The organism is Candidatus Aramenus sp. CH1 (assembly GCA_022678445.1).
Classification (GTDB): Archaea; Thermoproteota; Thermoprotei_A; order Sulfolobales; family Sulfolobaceae; genus Aramenus.
In genome coordinates, this window is record JALBWU010000001.1 from 226,147 (window position 1) to 240,063 (window position 13,917).

Consider the following 13,917-nt stretch of genomic DNA (forward strand, 5'->3'; position numbering starts at 1 on the left):
GACCTATACCGAAAATTATGGATCAAGTGTTTTAAGTTTCACATTTATGTTTAATCAGCGTAGTTTGTGGTAAATCAATTGCACTTGTTGACTAGAAATTATGTATAATTGGAAATATCGATTGTCTGAAGTAAACGTTTAAAAAAATGGCGTGAGAGAACGTCTGGAGAACGGGAATGAGCCAGCTAAAGGTAACTAGGCGTGACTTCCTAAAGATAAGCGGTTTCACTGCTGTAGGTACAGCCTTACTCCTTGGATTACCCTCTACTGTGGACAAGGTATTTACCTCCGTCTCCAACGACGTCACCTACACTCCCAATTACCCCAACGACGAGATAGTCTACACAAACTGCTTCCAGTGCTTGGGAAGATGTGCAATAGAGGTAGTCAGAACTCCACAGGGATTCCCCAGGTTTGTAACGGGGACAATTGGGTGGCACATAAACGATGGAGGAGTGTGTCCAAGGGGCGCGTCAGACGTCTACTACTACTTCGTCCCCGCTAGGCTGAGGTATCCCTTGTTGAGGGCAGGGCCTAGGGGATCTGGTCAATGGATGGCCATAGACTACGACACGGCCTTCGACATAATCGTCAACGGAGCAAACGCCCAGTCTTGGTCAAAGCTGGGGTTGAACCCGTCAGACCTTGGCGTGGGAAACTTCCCTGGCTTACTGAAGATAAGGGAGACGAACCCACACGCGTTGGCCTACTTCCAAGGCAGAGACCAGCTTGTCCCTGGAATTGACGCGGGCTTCTTCGCGGGTAACTTCGGCACAGCGAACAGCGGAGCTCACGGCGGATTCTGTTCAATGAACGTCTACACGGCTGGCGTTTACGTCACGGGAGGCCCTGTGTGGGAGTACGCTGGGCCAGACGAGGAGAGGGCCCAGTACTTCGTGCTAGCAGGGCTGGCTGGAGACCACTTCCCCAACTGGATGAGGAGGATCATCGCCAGGATAAGGGAGAACGGTGGTAAAGTCCTCACCATTGCCCCCGAGAGGTTCGGCTTCTACAGCGTCTCCGACGAGCACCTCTACATCAACCCAGCTACTGACGGAGCCCTCGCAATGGGCTGGATAAGGGTGTTGGTAGACTTCCACTACTACGTGTACAAGGTGAGGCAGGGCAAGACCGTGCTCAACCCCATAACCCTACAGCCAGTCACCCCTGCCACTAACCCGAGCAGTGGGCAGGCAGTGATGCAAACTATCACGCCGAGCGGTCAAGTGGTTCAGTTACCACAGCTCGGCGATATACCCTCAACTGCAGTATTCCCGCACATAGATGAGGAGTTCCTTAGATACTACACTAACTTGTCGTGGCTGGTCATAGTCAATCCCAACCCCGCTAACGGCGACGCCCTAGACCCAACCGACCCCAACGCTGGTAGCAACGTGGGCCTCCACTTGAGGATGCCAGTCAAGAACCCCCTGTACGCTAAGCCGCAGAAGATAGAGGCCACGACGTCTTCTGGCAAGACAGTATCTATCACGTTCCCCGCCCACACTTGGTTAGAGGCGATAATGGGGAGCGACGGCAACGTGTACTCATTCGTCGACACGCCGTGGCAGAATGGAGTAATGCCCATACTTACGTTGGACGAGCTACCCCAGAGCATGCAGTCGCAGATAGTCCAAGTGCCCTACAAGCTTAAGAACGGGCAGACCGTGAAGGTGCCCGCAATTCAGGTCACAGTTCCAGCCTCCCCTAACGGCCAAAACATAACGTTGACCGTAACCACGGCCTTTGAGCTTTTCAGGGCTGAGTTGATGAACTACGACCCGTACACTCCGTATTCCCAGTCCCCACAGTTTGGTGCCTTGAACGTAGCCGACGTAACTGGAATACCCCACAACACAGTAGTAAGGACAGCAAACGAAATGGCCGTAGTAGCCTTCCAAAAGGCAATTGAGCAACCGGCACAGTGGGTAGACTACCTAGGGAGATACCACAGCACAGTAACAGGGAGGCCAGTCTCAATATACTTCATGAGAGGGCTCGCGGCTCACGGAAACGGCTTCATGTCCGCCTCAGCTTATTACTACCTAGTGCTACTGCTTGGCGCTTGGGACAACCCCGGTGCTGACTTGTACAAGTACCCGTACCCGCACTACTTCCCTGGACACGCAGTACCTCCGCACCCACTTGCGAACACTCCGTCAATTGACCCCGACCTCGCAGGTGTGAAGGCCCCCGCGGGAGGAAGAGCAGGCTTCCTGAAGAACGAGCTCATCTACAACGACGGTACTGTGGACATTGTAAGCGTAAGCGTAGTCCCGGCGGGTCCATATGGGTTCCCAGACGGCCCCGACGACCTAGTGATATACAAGAACGGGAGGCCCTTGCTAGTCGACAGGGGCTACAGCTGGGAGATGCCCTTGACAACGCAGAGGTCGATCTCCGCGGTCGCCTACACGGCCTACTTAGCTAACAAGTATGCGAGCAAAGGGATATTCCCCTACCAGATACAAGCAATGATGTGGTATATAACTGCGCCTTACTGGAACAACGCGTACACCTTGACTGACATACTACAGAAGGTGACTGAGACCGACCAGAACGGAAACTACTACGTCCCCTTCACCATCAGCGTCGACTTGTTTATGCAAGAGACAAACAACGTAGTCGACCTAGTAGTCCCAGACCTCTCCTTCCTTGAGATCTACGGCTTCCACTCCACTTTTGACAGGCCTACTAGCCTACCTCAGGGACCCTCTGACTCGCTGAACTGGCCTGCCTTACCGGCCCTCTACCCGGTCCTGTCTAACGGCGACTTCATGCTGACCCTGTTGTGGCTATTGAGGGGATACCCCAACCAGAAGGCCAACCCCAACCTCTCTATCTCGCCCACGAATAACCCACATTACACGACGCAGGATCCAGTCACCGGCTTACCGCTGATAAGTCCCATCGATTTACACGACCCAGTGACCGGACAGCAAATCTTTACCCAAGGTCAGCCCGGGCTCATCTCCACTGGGATGTACATTCTGAAGTCTGGGACGTTGCTCGCGGGCTATGGCGACAACTTCCAGTACATCCTGGCAAACGAAGAGGGCGCAGGAGTACCCAACAACCAGCAGTTGAAGCTCTACGCTTCCTTCGTCCCCAACGGAGTGGACCAGAGCACCGTGATAAACCAGATACTCACCCAAGTGCCACAAGGCCAGACGTTCTCCACTGCAAACACGTACAAGATCGCCGCAAACCAGAGGTCCTCTGGCATAGAGCACTACTTCAGGATCCAGGTGCAGTTCCAACCACTCCTACAGGCCATGTTGCAGACCATAATCAACAACTACGCGAGCGGTCAGATGACGCTGGACGACATAAACCCAGGGATAGTGAAGGTGGGCAAAGGCGGAGCAGTCTACGTGCTACCGCCGTCAATTAGGTACTTGAGGAACGTCAACATGTTCTACTTTAGGGGATGGGGAGCGTTCATGCCAGGAGGCTATGGCAACATTGGCCTGCCGTGGATCCACAGGATATACTTGGAGTACCTGCAGAAGTTTAGGTTGGCCGCAGCGGGGAAGTGGAAGGGCTACAACGCCGCCTATTACTACTACTACAAGATGACAGGGAACAGCGCCTTCCTAGTATCGTCTGTCTTGCCAAACGACAGCTACGGTCAAGCTCTAGCCAAGAACATACTGGACTACCACAGGCCCTTCGGAGGCTACTACCCACCCCCAACTTGGAAGTCTGAGATCACAAGCGACGGGGTAGACTTGAGCGAGTACCCGTTGACCTTCTTCGTGAGGAGGCACGACAGGACTTACCACAGCTGGTCCTTCAACGTCCCGTGGCTAACGGCAATGATGCCGTACACCCCAGTGATGCTAAGCGTCAAGGACCCATACGTGCAGTCCATGGGGATTAAGAGCGGAGACTTCGTGACCTTCGAGGCAATAAACGAGCCGTGGAGCGGAGGACTGAGGACTCAGCTCACCGCCGTGGCTTTCTTGGACGAGGCCACTAGGCCAGGGGCGGCGTGGGTTATAGTGTCGGCGCAAGCGCTGCCAGGTTTCAGGGGAATGACGCCAGACTCTCCGCAGGTAAAGTACAGCGTGCTTAACAACTGGGCCAATATACTCTATATGCCCCCTTCTAGGGGAGGGATGCTATCGCCAGACACCGACAACGCTTTCCCGATAATGAACTTGGACCCCATCACTGGGCAAACCGTGTGGCACGACTCCAGGATAAAGATCATAGGCAAGGCCAACGTCAACCAAGTGCAGGTAACTGCAAACAAGTTCATCTACATGGGTAAGGACTTCAGCAACCAGGATATACTGTCGACCATAGTGTCGCAGATAGGCGGACAGATCTCGGTCAAGAACGCTCCAGCAACTCCTGCCTTCGCCCAGCAGGTCACGGTGCCACACTTAAGATTCGACGCTAACAACATACAGAGCACCTCCCTGTGGAGCTACGTGTCGCCCAGCTCCTTGGCCCAGAACAACTACGTAATAGGAAACTACAAGGTGAGGTATGGGTTCGCGGCAGAGCCCACCTCATCTTCCTCTTAAGGTGACCTAAATGTCGTCCAACCCTAACCTAAACATATACCAAGGAGGGGTAGAGTACTCCATACCCTTCCACCCCAAGGCAAACTACGCAATAATAACTGACCTGAACAAGTGCTTCGGCTGCGGAGGCTGTCAGATGTCATGTAAGGAGTGGAACACCTCTGGGATGTTCGGGCCCCTCCCAGACCTAAACCCCTACGGAGACCTAGACGTGATGTTCTGGCTGAGGGTGCTCTACATAGAGATAGGGGAGTGGCCACAGACTAAAGTGTACAACATACCAATAAACTGCTTCCACTGCCTTAACGCCCCATGTGTGGAGGTGTGTCCAGTAGGCGCTACCTTCAAGAGAGTGGAGGACGGTATAGTGCTGGTGGACTACACCAAGTGCATAGGCTGTAAGTACTGCATCTACGGCTGTCCCTACGGGAACAGGCTGTTCGACCCAATAGAGGGAGTGGTCAAGAAGTGTACCCACTGCTTCGACAGGATCTACGATCCCAACTTGCCGCCAGAGGAGAGGATACCAGCGTGTATACACGGGTGCATGGTACAAGCCAGGATATGGGCTAACGTGTTAGATCCCACAGACCCTGGAACCATACTGTTTGTGGACAAGGGAGGTTTCGTCCTAGGCCCAGAGACCGGTGCCAACCCAGCTAGCGGTTACCTCCCGTGGAGGAGCAAATACGCTGCTGATAACGACGTACCTCTGCTATCTCAAGCCGAGTATTATAACGTCTGGACCGGGAACGGCGTAGTACAGCTTGGAGCACAAGGTAACAACTCAACGTATGACGAGGAAAACCCACCCTCTAACTCTTCCAACTCCTAAAGGTAGGTTTTTTTTATGTCAGACCTCCCCGCAGTTAGGTTTTACGTGTACGACACCTTTTCCGAGATATTTTTCTATAAGATTAACGACGACGAGTACAAGGTAATGATAGACAAGGTGAACAAGGTAAGCGAGGGCCTAGGCCAAGCTATAAAAGAGGTAAGCGGAGTAGACTTTCTCAGGATCGCGAAAAAGTTCTCCGAGATCAAGAAAAAGGATTACGCCATAGAGTACACGACCCTTTTCCTGACGGGTCTTGGATTTAAACCTCTAATGCCAGTGGAGAGTAGGAGAACTTTCGCGATCTCTGGTGAGAAACAAGCTCTTAGACAGTACTTGGACATAACCTCCTTTTACGAGAGGAGGGGTGTGGTCCCCAAGGTCACAGGGAGCTTTATACATGAACCGGACCACATAACTACGATTTTGGCCTTCATGGCCCTATTGGTGAGGGAAGAGATTGAGGAGAGGAAGGAGGGGAAGGACTTCCTGAAGACCGTGAAGGAGGAGAGCGAGTTCTTGAACAGGCACGTGGTGAACTGGGTCATAGACTGGGCCAGGGACGTTGTGAGCGACCCTAGGGCTAACTTGTTCAAGGTGGTGTGCGAGGAACTAGCAAAGTGGATAGAATTTGACTACAGGGAGATATCCAAGGTGTTGCCAAAGGTCGTGTAACTTCAGCTAGCTTTTTACGGGTTGTTGGCCCAAACCGTCTTGAAGTCGTAGCCGTAGATCAGCATCATCTCTGCCTCCTTGTCAACCTCCCTCACTGCACTAACGTACTTCTTCACGCCCTCCATCCTGTCTTGGTTACACACTGTTATACCAGCGTAGCCGTCTGTGAACTGCCATATCTTGCACTCCTGGAGGATGGGGGAGACGTCCTCGATCTTCTTGGAGAAGATGGAGAACACTATGGAGTCGAGGTTGCCCAAGTCGACCACTGGGACGATCATTATCAGCCCCCTGAACTTCAAGTTCTTTATGTGCTTCTCCACCTTCTTTGTCGCGACCCCCAGGCTCTTGGCTATCTTCGAGGACGACATCCTCGGGTCCTTCCTGAGCAGGTCGAGGATTTTGAGGTCGAGCTGGGAGAGCTTTACCTTGAACTGTGCAGGGAAGTAGGTGAGCACCGGCTCCCCAAGGACCTTCTGCATGTACCCTAGCCTGTCCTTTATCTCAGCTGAGTCCCTGCCGTAGACGCCGTATACGTTGTACCACTCCAAGCACTTGAGCCTAAAGGATATCCAGTCAGCGTCGAAGTCCTTGTAGTTCTTGAACACTACGTAGGTCTGGACGAAGCCGAGGAGGTTGGGGTTAACGTAGAGCTTAAACCCCTTTAGTGTACCACTGTCCAAGAGCTTCTTAAACCTGTAGTTCAAGCTCGCAGGGTTAAGCCCAAGGAGGGCGGCTATCCTCCTCTGGGATATCCTACCGTCCTTAAGGAGGTAGAAAACTATCTTCTTGTCTACTGCGTCCATCTCTTGATTTCCTCACACTTTCCTTATGTTGGCCTTTACCTTTTCTAGCACCTCTTGGGGTATCTCCTTTAGGTTGTGGGCCTTCGAGGCGTGTACCTTCAAGATCTCAAGGAGTTCCTCCTCTGTGGGGGCTCCCTTTACTTCGAAACCGCAGTTCATACCAATACTGGAACAGCTGAAAGCGTACTTCTTTTTCTTACCTAGACCAAATACCATAAATATAAAGGGCAATTAAAGATATTAAAGTAGTCATTTAAAGCCATCAAATGCCTCCTTAAATATTTAGTTGAGAAATTGTCCATATGAAGTACTCGTTCAAGTGTGCAGACGTAGGGATGAACTGCGGATACGAGATAGTTAATGCGGGAAGCGAAGAGGAGTTACTGGAACAGCTTAAGATCCACGCCAAGATGTCCCACGGGCTAACGCAAATACCGCAGGACATGGTAAATAAGATAAAGGAGAAGATTAGGAAGACAGGACTGTACTCTTTCTCGTGTGCCAGCGTGGGCATGAACTGCGGTTTCGAGATAGTGAACGCCTCCTCGGAGGAGGAGCTCCTACACGAGCTCTCCATACATGCCAAGATGTCCCACCAGATGACCACCATACCCCAAGACACGCTCAACAAGATAAAGGCCAACATAAAGGAATCTTAAGGCTAAAAAATAAGTCCCTTGTGGAGAAGCCCCCTCTCCTTAAAGCAACCCAACAACGTTAGCCTTATTTTTTCCTCCTTAAAACCCACGCACTCCACGTATATTACCTTCTCTGTGCTGGTGTCGACGTCGACGTTGCAACTCACCTTATAGTTGGTGGACTTGAGCTTCAGTTGGGTAACAGCACCTAGGTTCACTTCCACGTTGAAGAGTACCCTAAGCCCGTCCACCTCTACGCAGAATTGTCCTGTCCTCAAGCACTTCACTGCACCGCAGTTGAGGAACTCCTCCAAGTTCACTTTTCCACCATCACCGTCACCCCCTCCTTGCACTCCAATTTCTTGTTCTTGTAGAGGGGCTTCACCTCTTCCTCCACCTGCCTGGCTATGCACTTGAGGAAGGGCACATACTCCTCTGGAACCTCCATCACCTCGTAGTAGAACACCTTCCCAGAGAGGAAAAAAGGGGGTTCGTAAGAGGCCAAGCTCTTATCAACGTAGTCCACGAAAAGGGGCCTCCCTTGAGCCCTTATGACTAAGATTACGTTCTTGATGTAGGCTAACCTACCCCTCACTTCAGCCGGGTATACTTCCTCACCCTTTAGCCTTACCTTTACGAGCATTACCCGAACAGCTCCTTTATTATCCTTGCGTATAAGTACAGGATTCCTATTTGGGCAACGCAAAGGACCATAATAGATATCATCAACGCGAGGACGTCCAAACCAGGTTTAAACGCCAACCAGTAGCCAGAGTATATGACCAACGCCAAAACGGACTTGACTATGCCGTAGTACTCTGCGTACTTAAGGCTCATGGAGAGCATTGCCAGGATTAAGACGTTGAAGACCCCGGATATGAGCGGTACTGCAGTGAGTATTGCCCTGGCGTCCAAGTTGGATACTGGCAAGGGCGAGATGGTTAGAAGAGTGAAAAGGGAGATGGAAAGGATCACGTTTACCGAGTAAAGGACGGAGCCTGCTAATAACGTAACCCTTTGCGTGCTCTTTAAATCCATTACATCACCCTATAATTTAATATGATAAATGAGTTAATATAACTTTTTATTTAATGAGAATTACACGTTTTATTCTAGTAAATGTAAAAATAAACATCGCTCCAGTTCAACGTACTCATTGTAAGCGTTTTAGCAACAGAAGGGAATAACCATGGTTAAGTTGAATCAGCTTTTTATTATAGTTTTTCGATTTTTAATTTATGATTAGAAAAGTTTCGAGAGTAATTGAAGGCAGGGAGACGAGGGATGGAGCAGGGGTTAAGCTCTACCGCGTCTTCGGAGGGGTGCTTACAGCCTACTTGACTGACCCTTTTCTCCTCCTCGACTTCTTCGGCTCCACAGACCCTGAAGATTACATCATGGGCTTCCCGTGGCACCCACACAGGGGAATAGAGACAGTCACCTATCTAATAAAGGGAAAGGTGGAGCACGAGGACAGCGAGGGGAACAAGGGGGTCATCTACCCAGGGGACGTGCAATGGATGACAGCGGGCAGTGGGATATTCCACCAGGAGATGCCGAAGCCACTTGACGACAAGGAAGTGGCGAGGTACTTCCAAAACCCGAACAGCAACAAGGGGCTACAGCTCTGGATAAACCTCCCGGCAAACAGGAAAATGACAACCCCAGCCTACAGGGGGGTCACGGCGAAGCAGATCCCAAAGGTGGAGATTGACCAAGGAGAAGTGAAGGTCATCGCCGGGGAGTTCAAGGGAATACAAGGGCCAGTCAACGCGGGCCTTTCCGTGGATCCCAGCTACTTCGACGTGGTGCTGAAAGAGGAGGGAGAGTTCGTCCACCGCGTCAAGGAGAAGTACACCGTCCTCGTGTACGTGATGGAGGGAAAGGCGAAGTTGGACGACAGGACCGTGGTCGGACAGGGAGACCTAGTAATATACGACGAGGGGGACGAAGTAAGGATAAAGAGCCTAGGCAACTCGAGGCTGATCTTCCTGAGCGGGAGGCCCCTAGGGGAGCCCATAGCGTGGTACGGGCCCATAGTGATGAACACCGATGATCAGATAAGGGAGGCACTACTAGACCTAAGGCGGGGGACCTTCGTCAAGGACAAGAATCCCATCTTCTACTGAAGAAAGGCGTCTAGGCTCCCCCTCCTCTTTACCACTTTTTCTACGAACCTGTCCCTCACTGGCAGGTACACCCTCTCGTAGAACTCCCTCTGGTTCTCGAGGACTTCCTTTGGGAAGGAGGACACGTACTTCAAGGCCGACTCCCACGCTACTTCGTAGGGCACTACTGCGTTTACATTGTCCTTGATCTCCCTGTCGTAGTCCCTTAGAGTTTGGGCCTTATCGCCTATCACGAAGTACCCGGTCTCCTTCTCTTGTTAGACCTGCTCTCCTGCAACTGTCACCAGTGCCCTGTCTTCCCTGAACTCCGACGGCACTGGTGGAACCCCTCTCCTTCCCTTTGGCGCGTAGCCCCTACCGTAGTACTTTGCCCACGCGTAGAATATGGCCCTGTTTAGCCCAAACGACTTAGCTTTGTCCACGTCACCGTAGAGAGCGTAGTACCTCGCAGCTTGAAGGAGGCCCATTACCTGGAACCTGCCAAGCTTTCCCGCCACCTCCTCTTCTTCTCCTCTCTCGACTCTGATACCCTCGTGGTAGGGCGAGTACTCCTGGATTGCCTTGACGAGGAGCTCCTTCGCCTCGTCTTCCTCATACCTCTCGTACGTTCTTTCCTCGTGTATGAAGCTCCCCGGCTTGGCCCACTCTAGGAAGAACTTGTTCAGCCTGTCTGGGAAAAAGCACACAGCCACGTAGTCCAGCTCCTTGTGGAGGGAGAGAGGGACAGTGAAGACCCTCTTCGCGTCTATTAGTTCGTTAACCTTGAGCACTCCACCGGACTGTTCAGAGAGCCTTCTGATGTCGTTTTTAACCCTCTTCAGCACGTACTGGACAAGGGCGTGGGCAGCGGTGACTGGGTAGTAGTCCTTAGGCAATGCCCTCTCGTTCACCCTGACGTGTATGCCCTCCCCGCTCCACAGCAAGTAGACGGACTTGTACACCTTTTCCTTTTCCAGAAAGGAAACGATGGCTTCTGCAGCCCTTACGGCGTATTCCCACTTGTCGAGCTTAGTGTCTACGTCGAAGAAGGGGGTGTACGACACTACCTTGTCCTGCTCCACGTGGGCCTTGTCCACTACCTCGTACTTTGAGGCTGTAGCATAGATTGTCCTAGCGTTAAACCTCCTCACCTTCTGGACCACGTCGTCCTCTGAGGAGAAGGTCAAGGGCTTATCTCCGTCGTGCCTAACCATTGTCCTCCCAAAGAGGGCCACCCACCTAGCCTTGGAGAAGTTTAAAGACCTCCCTCTTCACGAGGGGGTTGCTGTAGTGTGATAAAGGGTCTACCATTATACACCTTTTTGTCCGCAGAGTTAATATACCCAGGGGCACCAGCGTTGGTAATACCTTATAAGGGTTTTTGTCAAACTTAATGTGTGGAACTGGGGCAGGTCTACAACATAAGCAAGCTAGGCGAGAGCGTACCGGAGTGGGCTGAAGAGGTAAAGTACAAGTTCGTTGACGAGGTAATGAGAGATAAGCTCCCCGTGGCAGAGCAGTGGGTAAAGGAACTTGAGGGCGAGATGGAGGTAGTGAAGGAGAAGCTTGGGTTAAGGGACTTCCTCCTCTCAAAGGAGCTCAGGAGCTTCATGGAGGATCCCAGGAGGCACCTCGTGAAGAAGCTCTTCCTCTACTTCCACGACCTGGTCAGGGGGAGGATAACCCCAGAGGAGTTCGCCACCAAGGGGAGGCAGGCGATAAACAGCTCGTTTGGGTCAAACTTGAGGAGCATATACCAGTCCTGGGGCCTCCTGGCGATGTTGGAGCTCCTCGCGGACAGGGGCTTCTCCTTAGCTTACCCTCCCCACAAGGTGGTAGGGCTAGATAGGGCTGGGATGCAGAAGGGAGGGAGCATTCCCCCAAACGCCGTAGTAGAAGACGGACTGGGGAGGTCCTTCTCCTTCTTCGTCGAGGCACCGAGGCCGATAGGCTGGGAGGACGGAGGGGACTTGGAGAAGGTGTGGAAGCTTTACTCCACTCTAAGGCCTGACATGTTGATATATAAGGGCTTCTACCACGACATAGTGGACTTGAGCAACGACATCCCCATAAAGAGGCCAAACTACGTTGTTGAGTTCAAGGAACTGGACGACTGGTGGAGGAGGTGGAGATACTTGAAGGGATACAAACCCTTCTCCGCCAATGAGTGGAGGGCAAGGTGGATAAAGGGGCTCTACGACGGGCTCTCCGAGGTCCTAGGAGGGAAGAGAGAGGAGAGCCTTCCTGAGTTCAAGAAGGAGGAGGGCAAGAAGATAAGGGAGTACAAGGTCATAGAGCTTTACATGGGGATATACAAGCCAGACCTAGGGGTCTTGATCAGCAGGAGGGCTGTAGAGGACGAGGTAGAGGGGGACTTAAAGGGAGTAATGGTGTTAGACGACGTGGGCTTCAGCAAGGAGAAGCTCTACCCCTTGGTAGAGGACATGCTGAGGGGAGTAGAGGTAAAGCTGGACTTGAGGGAACTGGCGTATAAGTTCGCAATGGAGAGGGAAAAGGAGTTCAGACAGTGGCTAAGGGAGAAGCTCGGCTTGGAGCTTAACGACGGGAGCTTAAAGGACTACTAAAAAACGGAAGTTCTAGGAAACCCTCAGCATTATCCTCCCGTCCCTCTCCTTCCCAAACAGGGAACCTAGCGCCTCCTTGCCCTCGTTCAACTTGAACTCCTTCCACACCTTCACCTTGATGGGCATCTTCACTAACTGCTCCAGCTCGTACCTAGTGCCGCCAGTAGTCCCAACGACCTTTATCTCCCTCCCGTATATTGAGCCCAGCTCCACCTCAGCCTTCTGTGCCGTTAACCCTCCGAAGAACACCATAGTACCCCCTGGAGAGAGGACTGAAAGAGACTTAGCCCATAAGTCCCCTCCAACTGAGTTCACTACCACGTCTGCACCCCTTCCGTCGGTGATCTTTTTCACGCCTTCTTCCACCTCGCTATAGCTGAAGACGTGGTCGGCGAACTCCTTCACCCATGGCTTTGAGGAGACCGCGACCACCTTGGCCCCCATCATCTTAGCCAACTGCAGTGCCATCATCCCAGTGTTCCCCGAGGCGCCGAAGACCACAACGGTCTTACCTAGACCTACGTTTGCCTCCCTCAGCGCGTGGAAGGGCGTCAGCCCTGCAACTGGCAAACTCGCCGCGACCTCCCAGCTCACCGACTCCGGTAATTTTACCAAGTTCTTGTCTGGGACTGCCACGTACTCTGCAAAACCGCCGTTGGTGACCACGCTCATTATCCCGCCGTTCCTGCACAGCTGTTCCTTCCCGGAAAGGCAGAGGTCACAAGTCGCGTCGAAGACCCTGTTGTACACCACCACCCTGTCGCCCTTCTGGAACCTCTTTACATGCTCCCCTACCTTTTCCACGACTCCTGCTACCTCTGCTCCAGGAACGTGTGGCATCGGCTGGACAGGGATGAAGTTGACGACGAAGTAGTCTATCGGGTTTACTCCCGCCATAACTACCTTTACCAAGACGTCGTGGGGCCCCACTTCCGGTTCCTTAAACTCGCCGAACTTTAGGTTTTCCAACCCGCTCTTCTCAAAATAGATTGCCTGCATAAATCTACTTTATTAAAGAAAGTATATAAGTCTAGTGAAGCTATTTTATTAAGGAAAGTAAAAACTTGTTTAAGAATAATTAAGAAAAAAGGACGTAAACCGAGGCAAGGCTCGACTCACATCAAGGTTGAAAAAGCAAGACCCTTTAGTCAGAACAGCCTTGTTCCGCAGTTTATGCAGAACTTAGCGTTGGGCGGGTTCTGGGTCCCACAGCTCGGACAGATCCTTATCTGCGGGTAAGCAGGGGGTTGCGGGTAGGGTTGGGGATAGTAGGGTTGCTGGTAGTAGGTCTGCGGGAACTGGGGAGCCTGATAGGAGTTCATTCTCACGTAGTTCTCTATGACTCCCATTACCTCTTTTTCGATCTCCAAGTTCCACAAACCTTCTCCAGCCTCCGCGAGCAGGCCTATTGGTCCCAGGATTAAGTCCCCACCTATTGCGTCTATACCGTCCTCTGCCTTTACCCAGTCCGCTACCCCTATGTTGACCTCCAGTATTCCTGGAGCGCCCATTAGCTTCACGGTAAAAGCCCTATCCGCCGCAAAAAGGTGCCTTAAGAGGCCGGTCTTTTTTGCTTGAACCACGTAGTAGTTACCAGAACCAAAATACTGCGACTGATAACCCTTGCTAATGAGCCACTCGTTTAAGTACTGGGCTAAAGCCTGTAGGTTCACGTTTACGTTCTCGAACCTCTTCTGCATGATAACAATTTCGTGAGGTAGTTTAAATAGGTTTT

The 13,917-nt window shown here is 52.0% G+C and carries 15 protein-coding genes; 6 read left to right on the forward strand and 9 right to left on the reverse strand.

Features of this window, described 5'->3' with window-relative positions:
* Window positions 1–176 precede the first annotated feature (176 nt).
* The 3 genes from MPF33_01230 to MPF33_01240 are packed head-to-tail and all read left to right on the forward strand — an operon-like array spanning window position 177 to window position 6,045.
* Complete coding sequence (locus tag MPF33_01230) at window positions 177–4,535, forward strand: oxidoreductase (protein ID MCI2413864.1); 4,359 nt, start codon at window positions 177–179, stop codon at window positions 4,533–4,535.
* Window positions 4,536–4,545: 10 nt separating this feature from the next.
* Entirely contained in the window at window positions 4,546–5,370 is an 825-nt protein-coding gene (locus MPF33_01235; GenBank protein MCI2413865.1) for a 4Fe-4S dicluster domain-containing protein, read from the forward strand.
* Window positions 5,371–5,385: 15 nt separating this feature from the next.
* On the forward strand, window positions 5,386–6,045 hold the full coding sequence (locus MPF33_01240; protein MCI2413866.1) for a molecular chaperone TorD family protein: 660 nt from the start codon (window positions 5,386–5,388) through the stop codon (window positions 6,043–6,045).
* Between the two features lie 14 nt (window positions 6,046–6,059).
* Here the strand turns inward: MPF33_01240 and MPF33_01245 are convergent, their stop codons facing one another.
* Window positions 6,060–6,851: a winged helix-turn-helix transcriptional regulator gene (locus MPF33_01245; GenBank protein MCI2413867.1), complete on the reverse strand. Its 792-nt coding sequence runs from the start codon at window positions 6,849–6,851 to the stop codon at window positions 6,060–6,062.
* Between the two features lie 12 nt (window positions 6,852–6,863).
* Window positions 6,864–7,067 (reverse strand): DUF1059 domain-containing protein, encoded by a 204-nt coding sequence (locus MPF33_01250; GenBank protein MCI2413868.1) that lies wholly within the window; start codon window positions 7,065–7,067, stop codon window positions 6,864–6,866.
* Window positions 7,068–7,153: 86 nt separating this feature from the next.
* On the opposite strand from MPF33_01250, the gene MPF33_01255 reads away from it, so the two are divergent.
* On the forward strand, window positions 7,154–7,510 hold the full coding sequence (locus MPF33_01255; protein MCI2413869.1) for a DUF1059 domain-containing protein: 357 nt from the start codon (window positions 7,154–7,156) through the stop codon (window positions 7,508–7,510).
* A gap of 2 nt (window positions 7,511–7,512) precedes the next feature.
* On the opposite strand, the gene MPF33_01260 is transcribed toward MPF33_01255, so the two are convergent.
* The 3 genes from MPF33_01260 to MPF33_01270 are packed head-to-tail and all read right to left on the reverse strand — an operon-like array spanning window position 7,513 to window position 8,527.
* Entirely contained in the window at window positions 7,513–7,809 is a 297-nt protein-coding gene (locus MPF33_01260) for a hypothetical protein (protein MCI2413870.1), read from the reverse strand.
* Window positions 7,806–8,132: a hypothetical protein gene (locus MPF33_01265; protein MCI2413871.1), complete on the reverse strand. Its 327-nt coding sequence runs from the start codon at window positions 8,130–8,132 to the stop codon at window positions 7,806–7,808. The genes MPF33_01260 and MPF33_01265 overlap by 4 nt, the downstream gene beginning before the upstream one ends.
* Entirely contained in the window at window positions 8,132–8,527 is a 396-nt protein-coding gene (locus MPF33_01270; GenBank protein MCI2413872.1) for a hypothetical protein, read from the reverse strand. Before MPF33_01270 ends, MPF33_01265 begins: the two co-directional genes overlap by 1 nt.
* 200 nt (window positions 8,528–8,727) lie before the next feature.
* Here MPF33_01270 and MPF33_01275 point away from each other — a divergent pair, with 200 nt between their 5' ends.
* Window positions 8,728–9,618: a pirin family protein gene (locus MPF33_01275; protein ID MCI2413873.1), complete on the forward strand. Its 891-nt coding sequence runs from the start codon at window positions 8,728–8,730 to the stop codon at window positions 9,616–9,618.
* Here MPF33_01275 and MPF33_01280 read toward each other — a convergent pair.
* Both MPF33_01280 and MPF33_01285 read right to left on the reverse strand, forming a co-directional pair.
* The gene (locus MPF33_01280; protein MCI2413874.1) at window positions 9,612–9,851 is read right to left on the reverse strand and encodes a hypothetical protein; all 240 of its coding nucleotides are present in this window, start codon (window positions 9,849–9,851) and stop codon (window positions 9,612–9,614) included. The two genes, MPF33_01275 and MPF33_01280, sit on opposite strands and share 7 nt — an antisense overlap.
* A gap of 24 nt (window positions 9,852–9,875) precedes the next feature.
* On the reverse strand, window positions 9,876–10,832 hold the full coding sequence (locus MPF33_01285) for a hypothetical protein (protein MCI2413875.1): 957 nt from the start codon (window positions 10,830–10,832) through the stop codon (window positions 9,876–9,878).
* 162 nt (window positions 10,833–10,994) lie between these two features.
* Here MPF33_01285 and MPF33_01290 point away from each other — a divergent pair, with 162 nt between their 5' ends.
* Window positions 10,995–12,182, forward strand: coding sequence for a hypothetical protein (locus tag MPF33_01290; protein MCI2413876.1), 1,188 nt, complete (start codon window positions 10,995–10,997; stop codon window positions 12,180–12,182).
* Window positions 12,183–12,194: 12 nt separating this feature from the next.
* On the opposite strand, the gene MPF33_01295 is transcribed toward MPF33_01290, so the two are convergent.
* Both MPF33_01295 and MPF33_01300 read right to left on the reverse strand, forming a co-directional pair.
* On the reverse strand, window positions 12,195–13,181 hold the full coding sequence (locus tag MPF33_01295) for an alcohol dehydrogenase catalytic domain-containing protein (protein ID MCI2413877.1): 987 nt from the start codon (window positions 13,179–13,181) through the stop codon (window positions 12,195–12,197).
* Window positions 13,182–13,330: 149 nt separating this feature from the next.
* Window positions 13,331–13,882, reverse strand: coding sequence for a zinc ribbon domain-containing protein (locus MPF33_01300; protein MCI2413878.1), 552 nt, complete (start codon window positions 13,880–13,882; stop codon window positions 13,331–13,333).
* Between the last annotated feature and the right edge of the window lie 35 nt (window positions 13,883–13,917).